Source organism: Dorea hominis (assembly GCF_014287705.1).
Taxonomy (GTDB): Bacteria; Bacillota; Clostridia; order Lachnospirales; family Lachnospiraceae; genus Dorea_D; species Dorea_D hominis.
This window is the reverse complement of the sequence record NZ_JACOOY010000010.1, coordinates 68,706-92,050: the sequence shown is the minus strand read 5'-3', so window position 1 is coordinate 92,050 and position 23,345 is coordinate 68,706. Positions and strand designations below refer to the sequence as shown.

The 23,345-nt window shown below is 43.1% G+C and carries 22 protein-coding genes and 1 other RNA gene; 22 read left to right on the top strand and 1 reads right to left on the bottom strand.

Annotated features, from left to right (window positions below):
* Nucleotides 1-24: 24 nt before the first annotated feature.
* From H8S07_RS09030 to tadA, 11 genes are all read left to right on the top strand, one after another.
* A complete protein-coding gene (locus tag H8S07_RS09030; protein ID WP_117538292.1) occupies nt 25-864 on the top strand; it encodes an energy-coupling factor ABC transporter ATP-binding protein in 840 nt (279 codons plus the stop codon).
* 17 nt (nt 865-881) lie between these two features.
* Nucleotides 882-1,685, top strand: a complete 804-nt coding sequence (locus tag H8S07_RS09025) for an energy-coupling factor ABC transporter ATP-binding protein (protein WP_117538293.1) — start codon at nt 882-884, stop codon at nt 1,683-1,685.
* Nucleotides 1,686-1,707: 22 nt separating this feature from the next.
* Nucleotides 1,708-2,868 (top strand): phosphopentomutase, encoded by a 1,161-nt coding sequence (locus H8S07_RS09020; protein WP_186855908.1) that lies wholly within the window; start codon nt 1,708-1,710, stop codon nt 2,866-2,868.
* Between the two features lie 236 nt (nt 2,869-3,104).
* Complete coding sequence (locus tag H8S07_RS09015) at nt 3,105-4,268, top strand: MalY/PatB family protein (protein ID WP_186855907.1); 1,164 nt, start codon at nt 3,105-3,107, stop codon at nt 4,266-4,268.
* Nucleotides 4,269-4,300: 32 nt separating this feature from the next.
* Nucleotides 4,301-4,462 carry a hypothetical protein gene (locus H8S07_RS09010; protein WP_186855906.1) on the top strand — a complete coding sequence of 54 codons (162 nt, stop codon included), beginning with the start codon at nt 4,301-4,303 and terminating at the stop codon, nt 4,460-4,462.
* A gap of 67 nt (nt 4,463-4,529) precedes the next feature.
* Nucleotides 4,530-6,050: a Y-family DNA polymerase gene (locus H8S07_RS09005; RefSeq protein WP_186855905.1), complete on the top strand. Its 1,521-nt coding sequence runs from the start codon at nt 4,530-4,532 to the stop codon at nt 6,048-6,050.
* Complete coding sequence (locus H8S07_RS09000) at nt 6,047-6,499, top strand: hypothetical protein (protein ID WP_186855904.1); 453 nt, start codon at nt 6,047-6,049, stop codon at nt 6,497-6,499. Before H8S07_RS09005 ends, H8S07_RS09000 begins: the two co-directional genes overlap by 4 nt.
* 469 nt (nt 6,500-6,968) lie before the next feature.
* Nucleotides 6,969-8,240, top strand: coding sequence for a hypothetical protein (locus H8S07_RS14465; protein ID WP_243176007.1), 1,272 nt, complete (start codon nt 6,969-6,971; stop codon nt 8,238-8,240).
* 15 nt (nt 8,241-8,255) lie between these two features.
* Complete coding sequence (locus H8S07_RS08990; RefSeq protein WP_186855903.1) at nt 8,256-9,704, top strand: deoxyguanosinetriphosphate triphosphohydrolase; 1,449 nt, start codon at nt 8,256-8,258, stop codon at nt 9,702-9,704.
* A gap of 46 nt (nt 9,705-9,750) precedes the next feature.
* Nucleotides 9,751-10,695 carry a DUF6128 domain-containing protein gene (locus H8S07_RS08985; RefSeq protein WP_186855902.1) on the top strand — a complete coding sequence of 315 codons (945 nt, stop codon included), beginning with the start codon at nt 9,751-9,753 and terminating at the stop codon, nt 10,693-10,695.
* A 19-nt stretch (nt 10,696-10,714) separates the two neighbouring features.
* Entirely contained in the window at nt 10,715-11,212 is a 498-nt protein-coding gene (gene tadA / locus H8S07_RS08980) for a tRNA adenosine(34) deaminase TadA (protein WP_186855911.1), read from the top strand.
* 3 nt (nt 11,213-11,215) lie between these two features.
* Here the strand turns inward: tadA and ffs are convergent.
* An RNA gene (gene ffs, locus H8S07_RS08975) (signal recognition particle sRNA large type) lies at nt 11,216-11,479 on the bottom strand.
* Nucleotides 11,480-11,544: 65 nt separating this feature from the next.
* Between ffs and H8S07_RS08970 the strand changes: the two genes are divergently transcribed.
* From H8S07_RS08970 to H8S07_RS08920, 11 genes are all read left to right on the top strand, one after another.
* Entirely contained in the window at nt 11,545-13,332 is a 1,788-nt protein-coding gene (locus H8S07_RS08970; RefSeq protein ID WP_186855901.1) for a B12-binding domain-containing radical SAM protein, read from the top strand.
* 181 nt (nt 13,333-13,513) lie between these two features.
* Nucleotides 13,514-15,040, top strand: a complete 1,527-nt coding sequence (locus H8S07_RS08965; RefSeq protein WP_330598546.1) for a VanW family protein — start codon at nt 13,514-13,516, stop codon at nt 15,038-15,040.
* 63 nt (nt 15,041-15,103) lie between these two features.
* Nucleotides 15,104-15,985, top strand: coding sequence for an AIR synthase-related protein (locus H8S07_RS08960; protein WP_186855900.1), 882 nt, complete (start codon nt 15,104-15,106; stop codon nt 15,983-15,985).
* A gap of 140 nt (nt 15,986-16,125) precedes the next feature.
* Nucleotides 16,126-16,623, top strand: coding sequence for a tRNA (cytidine(34)-2'-O)-methyltransferase (locus H8S07_RS08955; protein WP_021860239.1), 498 nt, complete (start codon nt 16,126-16,128; stop codon nt 16,621-16,623).
* A 155-nt stretch (nt 16,624-16,778) separates the two neighbouring features.
* A complete protein-coding gene (locus tag H8S07_RS08950) occupies nt 16,779-17,087 on the top strand; it encodes a hypothetical protein (RefSeq protein WP_186855899.1) in 309 nt (102 codons plus the stop codon).
* A 43-nt stretch (nt 17,088-17,130) separates the two neighbouring features.
* Nucleotides 17,131-19,149, top strand: a complete 2,019-nt coding sequence (locus H8S07_RS08945) for a V-type ATP synthase subunit I (RefSeq protein ID WP_186855898.1) — start codon at nt 17,131-17,133, stop codon at nt 19,147-19,149.
* Nucleotides 19,146-19,631 carry a V-type ATP synthase subunit K gene (locus H8S07_RS08940; protein WP_021860236.1) on the top strand — a complete coding sequence of 162 codons (486 nt, stop codon included), beginning with the start codon at nt 19,146-19,148 and terminating at the stop codon, nt 19,629-19,631. Before H8S07_RS08945 ends, H8S07_RS08940 begins: the two co-directional genes overlap by 4 nt.
* A gap of 22 nt (nt 19,632-19,653) precedes the next feature.
* Nucleotides 19,654-20,247, top strand: a complete 594-nt coding sequence (locus H8S07_RS08935) for a V-type ATP synthase subunit E (RefSeq protein WP_118520537.1) — start codon at nt 19,654-19,656, stop codon at nt 20,245-20,247.
* 21 nt (nt 20,248-20,268) lie between these two features.
* The gene (locus H8S07_RS08930; protein ID WP_021860234.1) at nt 20,269-21,237 is read left to right on the top strand and encodes a V0D/AC39 family V-type ATPase subunit; all 969 of its coding nucleotides are present in this window, start codon (nt 20,269-20,271) and stop codon (nt 21,235-21,237) included.
* Nucleotides 21,230-21,550 carry a V-type ATP synthase subunit F gene (locus H8S07_RS08925; protein WP_021860233.1) on the top strand — a complete coding sequence of 107 codons (321 nt, stop codon included), beginning with the start codon at nt 21,230-21,232 and terminating at the stop codon, nt 21,548-21,550. The genes H8S07_RS08930 and H8S07_RS08925 overlap by 8 nt, the downstream gene beginning before the upstream one ends.
* 28 nt (nt 21,551-21,578) lie before the next feature.
* Entirely contained in the window at nt 21,579-23,345 is a 1,767-nt protein-coding gene (locus H8S07_RS08920; RefSeq protein ID WP_117538305.1) for a V-type ATP synthase subunit A, read from the top strand.

Sequence of the window (23,345 nt, the reverse complement as noted above, 5' to 3'; positions counted from 1 at the left end):
ACGCAGAAAGGACAGAGACAGACAATGGCTGAGATTAAAATTGAAAATTTAAAATACAGATATCCGGATACGAAAGAACTAGCACTGGATGGAATCACCTGCGATATTAAACCGGGAGAATTTATCGGCGTGATCGGACGTAACGGATCAGGGAAAAGTACATTTTGCCAGTCCCTTATCGGACTGGTGCCAAACTTTTACCGTGGCGCTTACGGCGGAAAAGTTTTTATTGATGATATTGAAGTACGCAATGTGGAAGTAGACGAACTTTGCCAGAAAGTTGGAATGGTGTTCCAGAATCCATTTAATCAGGTAACAGGTTCAAAATTGACGGTATATGAAGAAATTGCTTTCGGACTGGAAAACTTTGGTATTCCAAGAAACGAAATGAAGAAGAGAATCGATGATGCGCTGGAACTTCTCGATATTGCAAAATACAGAGACCGTGCTCCGTTTGATCTTTCCGGTGGACAGATGCAGAGAATGGCGATCGCAAGTATCATCGCGATGAATCCGGAAATTATTGTATTGGATGAGCCAACTTCACAGCTCGATCCACAGGGAAGCGAGGAAGTATTTAAAGCAGTTGCCAAGCTGAGTGAAAAAGGTATTACAGTCATCATGGTAGAGCATAAGATTGAAAAAATTGCAGCTTACAGCGACAGAATTATGTTATTAGATGGCGGTAAGTTGGTTGCATTTGACACACCACAGGAAATCTTCGCAAGAGAAGATCTGGCTGAACATGGTGTAGTTGCACCGGTTTATACAAGAATCTGCAAAGATCTGGGACTTCGTGTTCCGGGAACAGATTATTATCCGGTAACTTTGGACGAAGCACATAAACTGCTGGCATGTAAGTAGTGGAAATGGAGGACATTATGAATACGATCGAGATAAAAAATCTGCATTTTTCATACAATGCAGGAGAAGAGATCCTGAAGGGACTGAATCTGACGATTGATGAACGCTCCACTGCGATTATCGGACAGAACGGTGCCGGAAAGACAACATTTGTAAAATTATTAAAAGGACTTTTGCGTCCGACAGAAGGACAGATTTTATTTAACGGGCAGGATATTTCCAAACAGACAGTTGCAACCTTAGCAAAAGATATTGGACTTATTTTCCAGAATCCGAATGACCAGATTTTCAAAAATACAGTTTTGGATGAAGTAATGTTCGGACCGATGCAGATCGGCATGAGTAAAGATAAAGCAAAAGAAGTTGCGTTAAAAGCATTGGATATGGTAGGCTTAAAGGGAACAGAGAAGATTAATCCGTATGACCTGGGACTCTCTGAGCGTAAGATGGTATCGATCGCAGCGATCGTTGCGATGGATACAAAGGTAGTTATTTTTGATGAGCCGACGATCGCACAGGATTACATGGGCAAGAAGAGAATTCAGGCTATCATGAAGGAATTACAGAGACAGCATAAGATTGTGATTTCTATTTTGCATGATATGGATTTCGTCGCGGAAACATTTGACCGGGCAATCGTATTTGCAAAAGGAGATGCACTGCTGGACGGAGATGTGAAAAGCGTGTTCAAGGAAAAGGATATTCTTGAGAAGGCATATTTGGAGCAGCCATACACCATGCAGCTTTGTTACGAACTTGGATATAAAGAAGCATTTTTAAACCCAGAAGATTTTGTCGCTTATAAAAAAGCGAATCAATAGTAAGAAGAAAGAAGGGACCGGGATGAGAGCATTTTGGATCGTACTGGACAGCGCAGGAATCGGAAAAGCACCGGATGCGGCGCAGTTTGGAGATGAAGGAAGTAATACCTGGAAAACCTGTTATGATTCAGGAAAATTGAACATTCCGAATATGGAGAAACTTGGCATTTACCATATTGATGATATGGGATATGGAAATCAGGATCAGGCAGCGGAAGGCTGCTATGGAAGACTGTATGAGAGTTCCCAGGGGAAGGATACAACCATCGGTCACTGGGAGATGGCAGGTGTGATCTCACCAAAACCGTTCCCGGTTTACCCGAATGGATTTCCGGAAGAGGTGCTGGCAGAATTTGAGAAGCAGACTGGACGGAAAGTGCTTTGTAATAAGCCATATTCCGGAACGGATGTAATCCGTGATTATGGAAAAGAGCACATGGAGACAGGCGCGCTGATCGTGTATACTTCTGCGGACAGTGTATTTCAGATTGCAGCTCACGAGGAAGTCGTACCGATTGAGACATTATATGAATACTGTAAGATTGCAAGAAAGATCCTGATGGGAGATCATGCAGTGGCACGTGTCATTGCAAGACCGTTCATTGGTGAGTATCCGAACTTTACAAGAACAGACCGCAGACATGATTTTTCACTGGTGCCTCCGAAACCGACGATTCTGGATCAGTTAAAGGCAGCAGGAAAAGATGTGATCGGTGTCGGAAAGATTTATGATATTTTTGCGGGTCAGGGACTGACGGAGACAACACCGAATCATGGAAATGCAAAAAATATGGAGAAAGTGTTTGAAATCCAGAAAAAAGATTTCGACGGACTCTGCTATATCAACCTGGTTGATTTTGATATGATGTATGGACACCGCAGAGATATTCCGGGTTATACAAATGCATTGAATGAATTTGATGAAGCACTCGGAACATTTCTTGCAAATATGCGGGATGATGATGTGCTCTTTATTACTGCAGATCACGGATGTGATCCGGGATACAGGGGAACAGATCATACACGAGAGGCTGTGCCGCTTCTTGGATACAGCAAGGCATGGAAACAGGGAATCAACATTGGAACGAGGGACACGTATGCAGATATTGCAGCTACGATCGGTGAGTTGTTCCAGATTGATTATACCGGTGACGGCAGCAGCTTTGCGGATAAACTGAGATAATGATAGAAGGGACCCTAAGGTTAAATTCTGTATGAGTTTACTCATGCAAGAAAGACTTTAGGGCCTTTTTGCGTAAATTTTTTCATTAATATGAAGCGCACATTTTAGAAACTCTGCAGCATGATTTGTGTAAAAAGATGATAGGATATATTGGGGGATAGGGGAACAGAAAAAATCGTGTTATAATGACGTTAGCATTGTAAATGCAAGTACAAAAGAAATGGATGGTATATGGTATGGAAGAACTTGTATATGTAGATCGTAAAAATACAAACTGTAACAAATGGGATGGTCAGACAGGCATGTTTGGCGAGGAAGGCTTACATGCAATGTGGGTGGCAGATATGGATTTCCGCGTGCCGCAGGGGGTGGTGGATGCCCTGAAAGAATATGTAGAGCAGGGAGTATTTGGATATTATAAAATACCGGAGTCCTATTATGAAGCATTTATAAAATGGGAAAAGGAGCAGCACGGATTTACGGTAGAGAAGAAATGGATGCGATTTTCACCTGGTGTGGTTGCGGCATTTCACTGGTTTGTGCAGATTCTGTCAGAGCCGGGGGATGCAGTAATCGTCAATACGCCGGTATATTATCCGTTCCTGCATGCAGTGAAAAATAATAACCGGAAGCTGATCTGTTCAGATCTGATCAACGAAGACGGAAAATATCATATAGATTATGAAGACTTTGAGAAGAAAATTGTAGAGAATCAGGTGAAAATATTTATTCTGTGTTCACCGCATAATCCGGCAGGACGTGTATGGAAAAAAGAGGAGTTAAAGACATTATTTGAAATCTGCAGAAAGCATCAGGTATATGTGATTTCGGACGAAATTCATCATGATCTGGTCTTCAGTGAACATCCGCATGTACCGTCTTTATCTGTTGGTGAGTATGCAGATATGATGGTAGCAATCACAGCGCCGTCGAAGACATTTAACCTTGCCGGCGGGCAGAATTCCATTGTGATCATTCCAGATGATAAGCTCCGGAAGAAATGGGATACATTTGTAGATGGAATCCGTGTCAGAAGTGGTAATCCGTTTGGATATATCGCAGCAGAGGCGGCATACCGGACAGGAGCTTCCTGGTTGGAAAGTGTGAAAGCACAGATCTGTGAAAATGAAGCATATGTCAGAGAAACATTTGAAAAAGAACTTCCGGATGTAGTAGTCTCGCCGTTGGAGGGAACATATTTGTGCTGGATCGATCTGGGCGCATATGTTCCGGCAGAAAAAGTCAAAGAAGTTGTGCAGAAAAGATGTCATCTGGCAGTTGATTTTGGTGACTGGTTCGGTGGTAGCAGATTTGGCACATTTATCCGTATGAATCTGGCTACATCGCCGGAAAATGTGAAGATCGGCGTGGATGCATTGGTACGAGAACTGAAGAAGTAGTAGGTGTATGAAACCTTAAGATATGATAGATAATGAAAGTATACTTTCCGGCGGAGAGTATACTTTTTGTTATGACGACCGCTAATCAGCGAGCTGCCAAGCGAGATGGTATACGAATCGAACAGGAGTTAGCCTGTTCGATTATAGCGACGAGGAAGCTACCGGTGGCAGATCCGGTAGGTTCAGATATTTGACGAAATATGAAAAATAGATTATAATAAGGCGAACATACGTTCTGAATTAAGAAAGGGAGAATGCGAGATGGAACACACTTATATAGCGATTGATTTAAAATCATTTTATGCATCTGTGGAATGTCAGGAACGTGATTTAGATCCGATGACAACGAATCTGGTTGTTGCGGATCCAAGTCGTACAGAGAAAACAATCTGTCTTGCAGTCTCTCCTTCTTTAAAAAAATGTGGAATTCCGGGAAGACCACGTTTATTTGAAGTAGTACAAAAAGTCAGCGAAATAAACAGGAAGCGAAAAAGTCTGGCTCCGGGAAGAAAGTTTACCGGAGATTCCTATAATATGGAAGAGTTAAAGCAGCATCCGGAACTGGAATTACAATACATTATTGCTGTTCCGAGGATGGCGCTTTATATGGATTACAGCCGCCGGATTTACGGTATATATCTGAAATATATCGCACCGGAAGACATGCATGTATATTCGATTGATGAAGTATTTCTGGATGTGACACATTATTTGAAAACGTATGGATTAACGGCGAAGAAACTGGCAGGAAAGATAATTCTTGATATTTTAAATGAAACCGGAATTACGGCTACAGCAGGGATTGGGACGAATCTGTATTTGTGCAAAGTGGCAATGGACATTGTGGCGAAACATATCGAGCCGGACGCAAACGGTGTGAGAATTGCATCATTAAATGAAAGATCTTACCGGAAAATATTGTGGGATCACAGACCACTGACGGATTTTTGGCGGGTTGGCCGCGGGTATGCACAGAAATTAGAAGCTGCAGGGCTCTACACGATGGGAGATATTGCGAGGTGTTCCATTGGGAAAGAAAATGAATATTATAATGAAGAACTTTTATACAAGATGTTTGGCGTGAATGCAGAATTATTGATTGATCATGCGTGGGGTTATGAGCCATGTACGATGGATTTTGTGAAATCTTATCAGCCGGAGCAGAACAGTATGGGCGCCGGACAGGTATTGCATTGTCCTTATTCCGGGAAACAGGCAAAACTTGTTGTAAAGGAAATGACAGACCAGTTAGTTCTGGATCTGGTGGAAAAGCAGCTGGTGACAGATCAGATTGTCCTGACGATTGGTTTTGACAGGGAGAATCTGGCGAATCAAAAAGGAAAAAGTCAATTTAAAGGTGAAGTAGCGACGGATCGTTATGGACGCAAAGTGCCAAAGCATGCTCATGGTACGGCAAATTTAGAAAAGTGGACATCTTCAACGAAAAAAATTATGGAAGCGGTATTGGAATTATATGACCGGATCGTAGATCCGGAACTTCTAGTCAGACGTATTACAATCACTGCGAATCATGTAGTGTCGGAATCTGCGGCGCAGGAAAAGAACGGCTTTGAACAGCTTTCGCTATTTGATAATGATCCGGATGAACCACAGAAGAAGCAACAGGAGCAGGAAGAACTGGAACGGGAAAAGAAGATGCAGAAAGCAGTACTGGATATTAAGAAAAAATATGGGAAAAATGCAATCTTAAAAGGCATGAATCTGCAGGAAGGCGCGACGGCAGTGGAGCGAAACAGCCAGATTGGAGGACACAAAGCATGAGCGTGTATGGAAAATTTGAAAGTGCAGAAAAAAAGTACAAAGATATCATAGATCTTCCACATCCAACATCCAGAAAGCATCCCCGTATGTCGCTGGAAGCAAGAGCAGCACAGTTTGCACCATTTGCAGCCCTGACCGGTCATAAAGAAGAATTGCAGGAGGAACACCGGTTGACAAAGGACAAGATTATACAGGATGAAGAGTATCGGGAAGAGCTGGATTATGTATTCGGCCATATTTGTCATAGAGAAGGGAAGGCTTTCATTCAGTGTAAGTATTTTGTCGCGGATAAAGTAAAAGATGGCGGAGATTACAAAATCGCAACAGGAATATTTAAAAGGATAGATTCTGAGACAAATCACCTGGTATTAAAAGACGGGATGGAAATTCCGCTGGGAGATATTGTGGAGCTGGAAGAGATAGAAGATCCTACACTGGATAACGTCTGACGCTCTAGAATAATCTGAAAATGAAAATAAATACAAAAAATATATTGACAAATATATAATACAAGGCTATAATGTAATTACAAAATAACAAATCGAAATTATAAGACAGACGCGAGCTGTAGATAATTCATTTGTTATACGATTTCAATTATACAATTGAAAGTGTCCGAGGCGTAATGCGGAAGGACAATGATACTAAGAAAGGAAGGTACGGACCACCAAAAGGTAGAAGGTAATGAAGATGGAAGAACAATCAGAATAAAGGCGGATATCAATGAACGAATTGGTATCCGTCTTTATTTAGGTATGCATTTTTATATTAAGAGAAAAGTCTGTTTTGATGCTAAAATCGGCATGATATGTTTTCGGTTTTATAGCTGTGTGCAAGTTGACGCTCGTTTATGTATTTGATAGAATAAATAAGGTAAATATGGGGAGCTTTTATGGAATAGAATAAGGAGGATAAGCTATGCTGGATTTGACATTTGGAGAGCAAGTCAAGATTATCTTAAAGAGAAAAGGTATGACGATCAAAGAGCTTGCAAAGCTCATTGAAGAGCAGACGGGAAAGAAGATGTCCCGTCAGAATATGACGCAGAGACTGAATCGCGATAATTTTCAAGAGCAGGATATGCGAACGATTGCGAGTATATTAGGCTGTCCTTTTCAATTGAATATTCTGGGAGAGGATACAGCTGCTGAAAATGACAGCATGGAACATATACAGGAAGTGGCAGCAGAGCCGGAAAAAGAGATTGTAGAAGAGACAGTAGAAGAAGTTTACGAAGAGCCGGAAGAGGAAGTCTACGAAGAATCAACGAAAGAAGTTTACGAAGAGCCGGAAGAGGAGGTCTACAAAGAACCAACGGAAGAGATATTTTATGAAGAAGAACCGGTGGAAGAAGTAACGGAAGAAATCTACGAAGAGCCGACAGAAGAGATCGTGGAGGAAGTCTATGAAGAAGAACCGATGGAAGAAGTAACGGAAGAAATCTACGAAGAGCCTGTAGAAGAGCCTGTGGAAGAACCTGTAGAGGAATATGATGATTTCCGAGAGACAGAGGAACTGATCCGGGAAACATTTGAAGAGGAGAACCAGGAAGAAGTTTCAGAGGTCACAACAGGAGAAGCAGAAGAGACAACATCGGAGCCGGAAGAGCCAGAGTCAACAGCGGAAGATGAAGAACCGACAGCAAAATCAGAAGAACCGGTGAAGAAAAAGAAACACCACAGCTGGAAGGATTATTTCCAGAGAATGACTGGCAAACATGCAGACAAGGAAGCAGAAGGCGTAAAGCAGGCGGAAGTGGAAGAACAGAAACAGCAACCGGAACAGGAAGCGTCGCCAAAACAGGAACCAGTGCCGGAACCGGAAATAACAGAACCGGAAGAAGAATATAAGGAAGAACTCGGTGAAGAATTTACAGAACCAGAAGCAGAAGTAGAAGTATCACCGGTAGAAGAGGAATTTGCAGAAGCATTTGAGGAAGCTGTTGCGAAAGAGAACGAGCAGGAAGAAGAGACAGAGGATTTATCCATTGGTGAGATGAATCCATATACCGGTCGTGAATATGAGTCCAACAGTGTGCGGATGCATCCGAAACGTATCGGTTATGTACAGGTTTACAGCCGCAAAGATCACAAATGGCAGGATATGACAGAGTGGGCATTTCTTGGTGAGCAGGAACGAAAGAAAGTAGAACTCGGTGATGATTATGTTTCACCGATTTACCTCGATTAGAAAGCGTGAAGATATATGAAATGGGAACAGCTATTATCGACAAAGCGAAGCAGAGAGTCCGGATCCGGCCGCAGGACGGATGGCAATACGGATCTGAGAAGTGAATTTGAAAAAGATTATCACAGAATTATCGGAAGCGCTTCTTTCCGTCGTTTGCAGGATAAGACGCAGGTGTTCCCACTGGACAAGAGCGATTTTATCCGGACAAGACTGACACACTCGATGGAAGTATCTTCGATCGCAAGATCACTGGGACAGAATATTGCGGAAAATATTCTGTTATATAAAAAGGATGAGGGCTTCAAACCGCACATGAAGGAAGATATCTGTAATATTTTGCAGTGTGCCGGATTGATCCATGACATTGGTAATCCGCCGTTCGGTCATTACGGTGAGGTCGCGATAAGAGAGTGGTTTGAAAGAAATCTTTCAAAGATCAAATTTCACGGACGCCCGGTCGATCAGCTTCTGAATGAACAGATGCTTGCAGATCTGTATCATTTTGAAGGAAATGCGCAGGCACTCAGACTGGTAACGAAATTACACTTTCTGGTGGATGAGCATGGAATGAACCTGACATATGCGTTATTGAATACAATTGTAAAGTATCCTGTGCCGTCCCATCAGATGGATCCTCATTCAGAAGATATTAAGAAGAAAAAAATGGGATATTATTATGCGGATGAGGAGATTTTCCGGGAGATTGAAAAAGAAACCGAAACAAACGGTAACCGTCATCCGCTGACATATATATTGGAAGCGGCAGATGATATCGCGTACAAGACAGCAGATATTGAAGATGCGTTTATTAAGAAATTTATCAGTTACCATACATTGCTGGAAGAGCTGAAAGAAGTGCAAGGATTAACGAAATCGGAGCAGACAGAGACATTTTCCCCGGCAGATGTACTGGAAGAGTTGTATTTACGTGGGAAAGAAAAAAATGTCGCACATCCGGAAGCGTATGCGATTAAGAACTGGATCATATGCGTGCAGGGATTTCTCATCGGTCAGGCAACTTATGGATTTACTTCTAATTATGATCAGATTATGGCAGGAAAATATCCGTATGATCTGTTTTATCATACAGAAGCGGAGAAATTAATGGACATGCTCGGAAAGCTGGCATACCGGGAAGTGTTTACGTCCGATGTGATCTACCGGATGGAAGTTGCAGAAGAGGCTGTTCTGGATTTCCTGATGGACAAGTTCATGCATGCGATCATCAGCTATGACGATGAGCCGGAGAAGTTAGAATCGCTGGATGTGCGTATGGTTTCTTTTATATCGAGCAATTATAAAAGTGCGTATCATTTGCAGGCAGAAGGAAAATCAGATATTGAACGGCTGTATTTAAGACTGCTTCTGGTGACTGATTATATTTGTGGAATGACAGACAGCTATGCCAAACAGCTGTATCAGGAACTCAAAGCAATGGATTGGCCGTGGAGTGGTATTTTTTAACAGGACATGGAATAGATTGTGATAAATAAACCAGACAGGATGTGGAATGGTGAAGCAATTTATCCGATATCTGTATGAATACGATCAGGGAAAAAGAATAAGGAATGTAGGTTTTGTAAAAGTGGAACAAAGCGGAGCAAGAGGAATGGTACACATTCACGGAAAGGGACTGCGCCTCGGAAGTGAACGGACATTGTTCCTGTACCTGCTTTGTGAAGAAGACAGAGGCTACGTTGGAATCAGGCAGGGTGAGATTGGAAATATCAACCCTGCTGTTAATTATCGCTTTTGTTATGAAATGAAAGGCCATACTGTGTGCGGCGTACTTCTTATGAAAGAAGGAAATAATTATTATGCGGCATCGTGGAATGACATGCCGGTGGTGCCGGAGCGCTTATGGCTGGGTGAGGAAAGTGAAAGTACATCTAAAAAAGAAAAGTCGAATACAGAGCCCAGTCTTAATTTAGATATAAAAGATGGGATAGAAGATGAACCGGTACTGACTTCAGATCATGCTTCAGGCAAAGACATAAAGCCATCGGAGAAAATAAGTTCAGAAACAGAAACCGATTTTTCCCCGGAGATATCCGCATCTGAAGCAGCCACAGAGCACATGGAAAAATGTAATGCACACCGGATCACAAGACGGGAGATCGCAAGGCTGCCGCGGTGCGAATGGAAATTAGCGAATAACCGCTTTCTATTACATGGCTATTATAATTACGGGCATTTACTTTTCCTGGAAGAAGAGGATGGCTGTTATCTGGGAGTACCGGGAGTGTATCATGAGAAAGAAGCGCAGGCAGCAGGCGTTTTCGGATTTGGGAAATTTGTTATGGCAGAGGAACTGGCATTTGACAATAATATAGATGAAAATATAAATAAAACTGCAGAAACAATTGTAGATGATAACATAGACAAAAAAGAAGCGCAGGCAGCAGACAGTGAAGAAGAGCGATTTGGATACTGGTGCAGGCGTGTCAGAAAATAAAGAAAAAGGACAGCGGAAGATGACAGATACAGATGCAAAATACATGAAAGAGGCAATCAGACAGGCAAAGAAAGCATATGCGATCGGGGAAGTACCGATTGGTTGTGTAATTGTCCGGGACGGGAAGATCATCAGCAGGGGATATAATCGCCGGACGATTGATAAGAATACGCTGGCTCATGCAGAGTTGGCGGCGATCAAAAAAGCGAGTAAGAAATTAGATGACTGGCGGCTGGAAGGTTGTACGATGTATGTGACACTGGAACCTTGTCAGATGTGCGCCGGTGCACTGGTGCAGTCAAGGATTGACAGGGTTGTGGTCGGCTGTATGAATCCAAAAGCCGGATGTGCCGGATCTATTTTAAATCTTTTGCAGATGCCGGAATTTAATCATCAAGTTGAGCTGGAAACAGGAGTTTTAGAAGAAGAATGCAGTCAGATGATGAAAGATTTTTTCAGAGAACTAAGAGAAAACAAGAAATTGAAAAAACAGGGAGAAAATAAAAACAAGAAATAAAAAACGTGCATTGCGCTTCGAACACTTTCTCCCGGACGTTACCTTAACAGTTAACTCAGACCAGGCTGCCTTACGGCACCCGGGAGGTTCTGCTTAGTGCTGCTTCGTTCCCGACCTGACACGGTTCACAGATTCCCGTCGCGTAAGACCCAGTCATCAACGCCACTTATTAAGGGCAGCTCCGAAAGAAAAATGCCCTCTGCGCAATATCACCCCTACTATAGCGGATTGTAGGTACAAGGTACCGCTAACACCCCGGCTGCACGAGTCTATATTTTAACGTGTTTTGCCCGAATTGTCAATGGAAATACCGGAATTGGAGGAAATATACAATGAAGATTTTGCTGGCAGCGATCAATGCCAAATATATACATTCAAATTTAGCAGTCTATTGTCTGAAAGCATACGCTGACCTGCACTGCCACACAGAACAGGAAAATCATGAATTACAGATTGAGATCGGAGAATATACGATCAACCAGCAGATGGATGATATTATGCGGGATGTCTACGAAAGGCAGCCCGACGTTTTATGTCTGTCATGTTACATCTGGAATTTAAAATATGTTGAAGAACTGATCCGGGAAATAAAAAAAGTCTGTCCGAATCTTAAGATTTGGACCGGCGGCCCGGAAGTTTCTTATGACGCACCGGATGTACTTCGAAGACTGCCGGAAGTTACCGGTGTAATGAAAGGAGAAGGCGAACTGACTTTTCATGCATTGTGTGAAGCATATGTACAGACAGAACAGGAAATGAACGGATGTGAGATCCCGGATGATGTGCTGGGTGGGATTGATGGAATTACATTTCGTGACAGTAACGGCGAAGTAGTAGAAACACCGTGGCGGCAGCCGATCGATCTGAGCGAAGTCCCGTTTGTATATGAACATCTGGAAGATTTTGAACATAAAATCATCTATTATGAGACAAGCAGAGGCTGTCCGTTTGCATGCAGCTATTGCCTTTCTTCTATAGATAAGAGACTTCGTTTCCGCAGCCTTGATCTTGTATTTCGAGAATTACAGTTTTTCCTGGATCATAAAGTTCCGCAGGTTAAATTTGTAGACCGTACATTTAATTGCAAGCATGACCATGCACTGGCAATATGGAAATATCTGGAAGAACACGATAATGGAATTACGAATTTTCATTTTGAAGTGTCAGCGGATCTGTTAAATGAAGAAGAACTTGAGATTATTACTGCTATGCGTCCGGGATTGATCCAGTTGGAAATCGGCGTACAGTCAACGAATCCGGATACGATCCGGGAGATTCACCGAACAATGGATCTTGATAAGCTTGCTGCAAAAGTGGCAAGAGTCAATCAGGCAGGAAATATCCATCAACACTTGGATCTGATTGCCGGATTGCCATTTGAGGATATCAAAAGTTTTGCAGTGTCTTTTGATGATGTATACCGAATGCGCCCGGAACAGTTGCAGCTTGGTTTCCTGAAAGTTCTGAAAGGTTCTTATATGGAAACAAAAAAAGAAGATTATGGATTGCAGTATAAAAGTACACCGCCATACGAAGTGCTTTCGACCAGATGGATCTCTTATGAGGAAATCTTACATCTAAAAGGCATTGAAGAAATGGTTGAAGTTTATTATAACAGCAGACAATTTGAAGAGACGCTTGAAGAACTGGGAAAAGAATATGAGAGTGCATTTACCATGTATGAGAAACTCTGGAGTTATTATAAGAAACAAAATTATCATCAGGTCAATCATAAACGAAGCGAGCGCTATGAGATATTGCTTGGATTTGTACGTGAATATCATCCGGAAAAAGTGGAATACTACAGAGAATTGCTGACGTATGATTATTATCTGCGTGAAAATGCAAAATCCAGACCGGCATTTGCAGGAAAAGAAGTGCTTACGAAGGAAGAATACCGTCAGTTTTATGAAACAGAAGATAAAGAAAGGCGTTATCTTACTTCCTATGATAAATATGACAAAAACCAGCTGCGTAAAATGACGCATCTGGAAAGATTTTCAAGATTACAGAAAACAGTTTTGTTTGATTATCTGGAACGAAATCCTCTTACGCAGGATGCAAGAATCTGTCTGATCGACAGTCTGGCAGATTGTGGGGAAAATCGTTGCAAAGCATAGAAAAAGAGGGTAAAATATAAACGCATAACGCATAGAGAGGAAGGAAGAAATATGAATTTTAATGATAAAAGAGTAAAAAAAGCAGTCGCAGTTATCATTATGATTGTGATTGTAGCCATGGTAGCCACTATGATTTTGCCGGCAATGGTATAAGATCGTTATAGAAGGAGACAAAAGAGCAGTGGGGGAAAAGACAGGAGACAGGAGAAGACAGGGCTTCGGAAGAGTTTCCAGAAGGATGTTACGAAGAAGGAGAAAAAGAAGACAGCTCATTGGTCTGATGACAGTTGTCCTGGTTGTGTTAGTATGGGGTGCCGCTTATCTGGCACTCTATCGTTATGTGTCAAAATATCCGGAGAAGAAGATTTGCGATAACGTATATATTAATGTGGTAAATGTGTCCGGAATGACACGGGAAGAAGCAAAGCGTGCGATGGAAGAACATTTCGCTGAAGATGAGAAGCAGGCAGTTGTATTGAAAACCGGGGAGAAAGAGACAGAAACAACGCTGAAAGATCTTGGGTTTCAATATAAAAAAGAAGATCAGGCAATCGAGAAAGCAGTTTCTTATGGAAAAAAGGGAACACTTCTTAGCAGATACCGCAAACTTCGCAGACTGAAAAAAGAAAAAACAAAGATAAATATGAAGCTGGCGCTTGATGCGGATAAGACAGAGAAAGTTCTGAAGAAACAGGCGGTTCCGCTTGCACCGCATGCAACGGATGCAACGATTGCGCGTGTGAACGGAGAATTTCAGATTACATCGGAAAAAAAAGGAAAAACAATCGATATAAAAGAAACAAAAAAGTTGTTGGTACAAACATTGAACCGGAAATGGAATCATAAAAAGCTTGAGGTTACACTTCCGCAGAAGACAGAACATCCGAGGATCAAAGCAGCAGATCTGAAAAATATCAAAGACTGCCTGGGAACATTTTCGACCGATGCCGGTGGAGGTGAGCGCTGGAAGAATCTGAAAAACGGAGCAGAGAAGTTAAATGGCACGATTCTGATGCCGGGAGACGTCGTATCGGTACATGATATTACTTCTCCATATGATGCAGAACACGGCTATGCACTGGCGGGTTCTTATGAGAATGGACAGGTTGTAGATTCTTACGGCGGAGGAATCTGTCAGGTATCTACGACATTGTATAATGCCGTTTTGTATGCGGAATTAAAAGTGATAAAGCGTTTTCCACATTCTATGGCAGTAGCATATGTAGATCCGTCCAGGGATGCGGCGATCGCAGGCGATTATAAAGATTTCAGATTCCAGAACAATTACAAAGATCCAATATATATTGAAGGTGGAATTGATGGAGCAAACCAGCTGACATTTTCAATTTATGGTAAAGAAACAAGAAAAGAAAGTCGTAAGCTCCAATTTGAAAGTGAGACGACGCATACAGAAGAACCGGGTGTGAGATATCAGGCAAATGCGGATGCGGCGATTGGTTCGATCGTTGCAGCCGGTGGTGGGCATACCGGCCGTACAGCAAGACTGTGGAAGATTGTAATACAGGATGGAAAGCAAGTGAGCCGGAAAGTTATTAATAACAGCACTTACAATAAGTCGGATCAGGTGATTTCAGTGGGAACGAAGTCGTCAAATGCACAGGCTTCAGCGATTGTAAGAAATGCGATCGGTTCGCAGGACAGAAGTAAGATTAATGCGGCGATTAGTCAGGCGCAGGCTCTGGAATAATCATGGAACAGGAAACAGAGCGTATGTGTCGGAATAAATGCAGGAAAAGATGGAGAGGCATAAATGAGATTTGAAACAAAAGATGGCCATATAATAAGTGAACAGACAGTGATATGTGGATATTCAAAGCAGATCGGTGTGTACGGTGTTGCGGCTGTGGCAAATGCACTGGCAGCAGAAGGTGCAGAGCATATCGGAATCAGTGTACAGATACAGATTCCGGATTATGGATACCAGTCGAGGATTCATGGACTGGAAAAGTCTATACGGAAAATCTGCAAAGAAAAAGATCTGGAACTTCTGGAAGTAAAGTCCGGAAAAAGTCCGGTGCTCCGTTTTGCACAGGTTGTCGTAAACGGTGTAGCTGCTGTCGCTGAGACTAAGACGCGTAAGCCGGAAGCCGGACAGGCAGTGGTTCTGCTAAAATGGGCAGGAATGGAAGGAATGCTGCGTGTGACAGAAGAGAAAGAGGAGCAGCTTAAGGAACGATTTTCACCAGCATTTCTTGCGCAGATCAAAAGCTATGCACCGCAGGTATTTTCGATGAAAGAAATGAGAAAAGCACGCGAAGCAGGAGCATTTGGATTGCGCCAGATCGGAGAAGGCGGTATTCTTGCCGAACTTTACCGGATGGCAAAGGAAGAAGGGCTGGGTCTTGATCTGGAACTTCATAACATCAGCCTTTTGCAGGAGACAGTCGAAGTCTGTGAACAGTTCCATCTGAATCCGTATCAGATGACATCAACAGGAAGTTTTCTTGCGGTAGTATCGGACCAGTCAGCATTTCTGCGTCAGATGGAAGAGGCAGGAATTCCGGTCTCAATGATCGGATATTTTACAGATAACAATGACAAGATTATAAGAAATGGAGAGGAAATACGTTACATTGACCGCCCGGCACCGGATGCGGTGTATGGTATTTTCTCAGAGCCAAAAGAAAAATAATAGAATGATCTCATATAAAGAATTTGCGCTTGTAAATAAAGGTGATGAATTTTTTGTATGGGATCGTTTTTTATTGCTGTAGAAAGTGTATCCATTATATAGTATTATAAAATTAAGTTATGCAGAAAAGAGGAGAGATTATGTTAAACATTGTATTACATGAGCCGGAGATTCCGGCAAACACAGGAAACATCGGAAGAACCTGCGTGGCAGCAAATGCAAGGCTGCACCTGATCGAGCCGTTAGGATTCCGTTTGAATGAAAAGAACTTAAAAAGAGCAGGAATGGACTACTGGAAAGATCTGGATGTGACGACTTACATTGATTTTAACGATTTTATGGAGAAGAATCCGGGAGCAAAGATCTATATGGCTACAACAAAGGCGCATAAAGTATATACAGACGTGCAGTATGAGCCGGACTGCTATATCATGTTTGGAAAGGAAAGCGCAGGAATTCCGGAAGAAATATTAGTGAATCATGAGGAGGACTGTATCCGTATTCCGATGCTGGGAGACATACGCTCTCTGAATTTGGGCAATTCAGTCGCTATCGTGTTATATGAAGCGTTGCGGCAAAATAATTTCCCGGGAATGAATCTGGAAGGACATTTGCATCATTTGCACTGGAATGTCTGAATTATTTGAAAAATATATAAAAATTATGTAAATTCCGCAACAATAAGCACGCTTGTTCTTGTTCGAATACAAATTATTCTGGACATTTGATAATTGCGGTATTATAATCAAACTTACAACAAAGTTTTAACGAACGCGAGGGAGGTGGTGAAGGAATGGTAGAAGAGACCATTAGAACCATTAAGGACACGGAGTGTGAGGCAGATAAGGCCATGAAAGAAGCCGATGCAGCATGTGCCGAGATTCTTGAAAAAGCGGATGCATCTGCAGGGAGGATAAAAGAAGAAGCAGAAGCAAAAGCAAAAGAAAATGTGCAGTTCGCAATGAATGAAGCAAAGAAAGCCGGAGAAGAAGCGGTAAAGGACGCACTTCAGAAAGTAGATGAAGAGATTGTTTCGTTAAAGCGGGAAGCGGGCAGTAAAGAAGCCGAAGCAATAGCAGCAGTTATTGCACAGCTGGTTTGATCAAGATCTAACCGGAAATAAAATGTAAAGGAGGGATAGATCTATGGCAGTATTGCAGATGCAAAGAGTCAGTATCTGCGCACTTAAAAAAGACCGCAAAGCAATTCTGGAAAAGCTGCAGGCACTCGGCGTTATGGAGATGAACCAGATCGCTGATGAAGAAGGCTTTGAAAAGATGGACACAGTGAATGCGAAGCTTAGCTTTGAGAAGAAAGCACAGCTTACAGAGACGGCGCTGGGTATCCTTGATATATATGCACCGCAGAAGCAGTCAATGTTGTCCGGGTTAGCGGGAAAAGAGCTTGTCAGTCAGGATGAATTCCAGAAAATCACAGCGAAAAAAGACGAAGTCATCGAAAAAGCAGATGCTCTGCTCACAAAGAGCAAAGAGATTGCAGAGATCAAAGCAAATATTGTGAAGATTGAAAATCGGATTGAATCGCTTGAACCGTGGCTTTCGTTGGATGCACCTATGAATTATGCAGGTACAGCCAGAACAGCAATGTTACTTGGAACGATGCCGGCGGGCACAGATGAAGCGGCTATTCATGAAAAGGTAGCTGCAGAGTGTCCGGAGATTGAAGCACTGGATGTGCAGATCATTTCCGAAGATGCAGACGCGGTTTATCTTGCTGTATTTTGTCTGAAAAAAGAGGCAGAGAAGACCGAAGAAACTCTGAGAGCTGGAGGATTTGCAAGACCATCGCAGATATCCAACCAGATCCCGGCGAAGGAAAAAGAGAATCTGAAAGCCGAGATCCAGAAACTGAACAAAGAGATTGAAGTGACAGAGGAAGAGATCAAAGGATATGCCACAAGCAGAGAAGAGTTGAAAGTAGTGGGGGATTATTTCAGACTCCGTGCAGAGAAGTACGAAGTGCTTGGCACACTTCCACAGTCACAGCGAACATTCGTAATTAGCGGATATGTTGCAGAGAAAACAGTTCCTGTCCTTAAGAAAGCAATCGCAGACAGATACGATTGTGTGATGGATGTGGAAGAGTTAAAGGAAGAGGAAGAACCGCCGGTTATTTTAAAGAACAACGCTTTCTCAGACAGTGTAGAAGGTGTTCTGGAATCCTACGGACTTCCGCATAAAGGAGAGTTTGATCCGACGACAATCATGTCGTTTTTCTATGTATTCTTCTTTGGTATGATGTTATCTGATGCTGCATACGGTGCGATCATTGCAATCGCATGTTTTGTAGTATTGAAGAAATTCCCACGGATGAGCAAGAGTATGAGAAAGTCCATGAAGATGTTTATGTTCTGTGGTTTATCTACACTTGTGTGGGGTGTATTATTTGGCGGTTACTTCGGAGACGTTGTCGATGTTGTAGGAAAGACATTCTTTAATAAAGATATAACGATCAAGCCATTATGGTTTGCGCCGCTGAATAATCCGATGAAGCTGTTGATCTATTCCATGGCATTCGGACTTGTACATTTGTTCGTCGGCCTTGGAATCAAAGGTTACATGCTTCTGAAAGAAGGAAAAGTATTAGACTTTTTCTGTGATGTTATTTTATGGTACGTATTTCTGGCAGGACTTTTACTGATGCTGATCCCGTCTGATATTTTTGCTTCTATAGCACAGGCAAAAATCGTATTTCCACCGTTTGTGAATACGCTTGCAAAAGCGCTTGCGATTATCGGTGCACTGGGACTGCTTCTGATGTCAGGAAGAGCAAATAAAAATCCGGTTCTCAGGATCGCGCTTGGAGCGTATGACATCTATAATATTACCGGATGGCTCAGTGATGTATTATCTTATTCACGTCTGTTAGCTCTCGGACTTGCAACCGGTGTTATTGCATCTGTTGTAAACCAGATGGGTAGCATGTTTGGAAAAGGCGTGGTTGGTGCGATCGGATTTGCGATTGTGTTCGTGGTGGGACATACTTTGAATCTTGCGATCAACTTACTTGGTGCATATGTGCACACGAACCGTCTTCAGTTTGTGGAATTTTTCGGAAAATTCTACGAAGGCGGTGGAAAACCATTTGAACCATTTGAATCAGATACAAAATATGTAGATATTAAGGAGGAAACTTTATCATGAGTATTTGGAGTAATTTAGGACTTGTATATGCGTTACTTGGCGCAGCAGTAGCAGTATTTCTCGCAGGAGCAGGATCAGCAATCGGAGTTGGTATCGCAGGTCAGGCAGCATCCGGAGTTGTAACAGAAGACCCTAGCAAATTTGCAAAAGTATTGATCATGCAGCTGCTTCCTGGTACACAGGGAATTTACGGACTGCTGGTTGGTTTCATTACATTATCCAAGATTGGTCTCCTTGGCGGCGGCGCAGCAGATCTTGATCCACAGACAGGACTTCTGATCCTTGCAGCATGTCTGCCAATCGGAATCGTTGGACTGATCTCTGGTAAAGCACAGGGACAGACAGCAGCGGCAGCAATCGGAATTGTAGCTAAAAAACCGGAGCAGTTCGGTAAAGCAATGCTGTTCCCTGCAATGGTTGAGACATACGCAATTCTTGCACTCCTGATTTCTATTCTGGCAGTAACAGCAATTCAGGTATAAAACAGGAAGGAGCAAAGAAGCGATGACAGGATTAGAAAAAATAAAAAGTCAGATCCTGGATGAAGCAAAAGCGGCAGCAGACAGCAAGATTGCAGAAGCAAAGGCAAAAGCGGACGAGATTGTAGCGCAGGCTGAAGCAGATGCTAAGAAGATTTCCGAGACGATTGCCCACAAATCCGAACTGGATACAGTGAATTACAAAGAGCGTACGGCATCTTCCATTGATCTGCAGAGAAGAACAAAACTTCTGGCAGCAAAACAGGAGATGATCCAGAACGTGCTGGATAAGGCATATCAGTCTCTGGAGTCTATGAATGAGGAAGAGTATTTTGGAGTTTTATTAAAATTACTTGCAAGATATGCATTGCCGCAGGACGGAGAAATCTTCTTTTCCGCAGGAGATCTCCAGAGAATGTCTGACGACTTTAAAAATGCAGTGGAGAACACTGCGCGAGACAAAGGCGGAAGCCTTAAGATTTCCGCAGAAGAAAGAAAGATTGAGAATGGATTTGTTCTTGCCTATGGCGGGATAGAAGAGAACTGTACTTTACAGGCAATGTTCGATGAGAAAAAAGACGAATTGTCTGACAAAGTATACCATATATTATTTGCGTAACGCGTGACAGGAGGAAGTAACATGAGTGAACAGTATACCTACGCGGTTGCGCGCATACGTGCACTGGAAGTGTCACTGTTTTCAAACAGCACGATCGACCAGCTGATTGCATGCCAGAATTATCATCAGTGCCTGCAGTTCCTGGAAGAGAAGGGGTGGGGAGGCACAGATACTTCCGGAGATGCAGAGGCGATACTGACCAGAGAGGAAGAGAAGATCTGGGAGGTAGTGAAGGATCTTTCCATTGACATGGAGAACTTTGCAGTACTTTCCTATCCAAAACTTTTCCATAATCTGAAAGCTGCGATCAAGGAAGTATGCACGGAGGAAAAGAACCGGCACATTTTCTATGATGATGTAGCGATTCCGGGGGATGAGATGCTGGAGATCGTAAGAGAGAAAGCGTTTACCAGACTTCCGGACTACATGCAGCATGTGGCAGCGGATGCTTATGAGACACTGCTTCATACAAGAGATGGTCAGTTGTGCGACGTGATGATCGACAGAGCAACGCTGGATGCCGTATATGCGGCGGGTAAAGCGTCAAAAGCCCAGATCATCCGGGATTATGCAGAATCAACGGTTGCAGTTGCAGATATTAAGATTGCAGTGCGATCACAGAAAACCGCGAAATCTATAGACTTTATGAAAAGGGCAATGGCGGAGTGCGACAGTGTCAGTGTGGATCAGCTTTCCAAAGCGGCACTTTCCGGTAAGGAAGCGCTTCGTGATTATCTGATGGGAACGGCATATGCAGAAGGTGCGCAGGCACTTCTGGAATCTCCATCCGCATTTGAACGGTGGTGCGACAACCGGATCATCCAGACGATCAGCCCGCAGAAATATAATGCATTTACAATAGGACCGGTAATTGCCTATGTAATTGCAAGACAGAATGAAATAAAAACGGTACGAATCATTCTTTCCGGTAAGCTTAACGACCTGCCGGATGATTCTATTCGGGAAAGGGTAAGGGAAATGTATGTATAAGATTGCAGTATTAGGCGATTATGACAGCATCTACGGCTTTGCTACACTGGGGCTTGACACATTTCCGGTTACTACCCATGAAGAAGCTGCCGAAGAGCTTCACAAACTGGCAACAGGTGGTTACGGAATTATTTATATTACAGAAGCCTGGGCCGATCAGTTAAAACATGAAATTGCAAGATATCAGGAAGAAATCATCCCGGCGATCATCCAGATTCCTGGCATTGCCGGTAATACGGGAGCAGGAGTCGCGGGCGTTAAGAAGTCTGTGGAAGTGGCTGTCGGTTCTGATATTCTGTTTTCGCAACAATAAAATAAGAAATGGAGGGTGATTCGTCCAAATGAGTACAGGTACGATTAAAAAAGTAGCAGGACCGCTGGTCATCGCATCCGGAATGCGAGATGCTAACATGCGTGACGTTGTACGTGTTAGTGAAAAGCGTCTGATTGGAGAGATCATCGAGATGCACGGTGATGAGGCATCAATTCAGGTATACGAAGAAACATCAGGACTTGGACCGGGAGAACCGGTAGAATCAACAGGGGCACCAATGTCAGTAGAACTTGGCCCTGGTCTGATCACAAGCATTTATGATGGTATCCAGCGTCCTCTGGATGATATTATGAAGATTTCGGGAAATAACTTACAGCGTGGTGTTGAAGTTGCTTCCCTGAAGAGAGACAAGAAATGGGAATTTGTTCCGGTTGCAAAAGTCGGAGAAGAAGTTGGAGCGGGAGATGTGCTCGGTACTGTTCAGGAGACAGCAGTTGTTGAGCAGAAGATCATGGTTCCTTATGGAGTAAGCGGAACAGTCAAAGAGATCAAATCCGGTGAATTTACGGTAGAAGAAGTTGTTGCAGTTCTGGAGACGAAGGACGGAGACAAAGAGCTGACAATGATGCAGAAATGGCCGGTTCGTACAGGACGTCCATATGTGAAGAAACTGCCGCTGGATGCACCGCTTGTAACAGGACAGCGTGTTGTTGATACATTTTTCCCAATCGCAAAAGGTGGAGTTGCAGCCGTTCCGGGACCTTTCGGAAGCGGTAAGACAGTTATCCAGCATCAGCTTGCAAAATGGGCAGAAGCTGACATCGTAGTTTACATCGGTTGTGGAGAGCGTGGAAATGAGATGACAGACGTTCTGAATGAGTTCCCGGAACTGAAGGATCCGAAGACAGGACGTTCCCTTATGGAAAGAACCGTTCTGATCGCGAACACATCCGATATGCCTTTCGCAGCCCGTGAGGCATCTATTTATACAGGTATTACGATTGCAGAGTATTTCCGTGATATGGGATATTCTGTAGCATTGATGGCAGATTCTACATCCCGTTGGGCAGAGGCGCTTCGAGAGATGTCAGGACGTCTGGAAGAGATGCCTGGTGAGGAAGGTTACCCGGCATACTTAGGTTCCCGTCTGGCAGAGTTCTACGAGAGAGCCGGACGTGTAGTTTCCATCGGTAAAGATGCAAGAGAAGGTTCCCTGTCCGTAATCGGAGCCGTATCTCCTCCGGGTGGTGATACATCAGAGCCGGTATCACAGGCAACCCTTCGTATCGTTAAGGTATTCTGGGGACTGGATTCCGCACTGGCATATAAGAGACATTTTCCGGCTATTAACTGGCTGACCAGTTATTCGCTGTATCTGGATAATATGAAAGACTGGTTTAATGAAACCGTTGCTCCGGACTGGATGGATGACCGTCAGAGAATGATGAGCCTTCTGACAGAAGAAGCAGCATTGGAAGAGATTGTACAGATGGTAGGTATGGATGCATTGTCTCCGTCTGACCGTCTGAAGATGGAAGCAGCAAGATCTATCCGTGAAGATTTCCTGCATCAGAACTCTTTCCACGAAATAGATACTTACACACCACTTCGTAAACAGTATCTGATGATGAAACTGGTTCTTGCATTCTATGATCAGGCTTCAGAAGCTCTGAACAAAGGTGCATCCATGAAAGATCTTCTTGTAATGGATGTCAGAGAGAAAATCGGTCGTTATAAATATACATTAGCTGAAAATATTGAGACAGAATATGAGAAGATCATGGATGAACTCGGTAAAGAAGTAGCAGGAACGATCGGGAAGGAGGACTTCTAA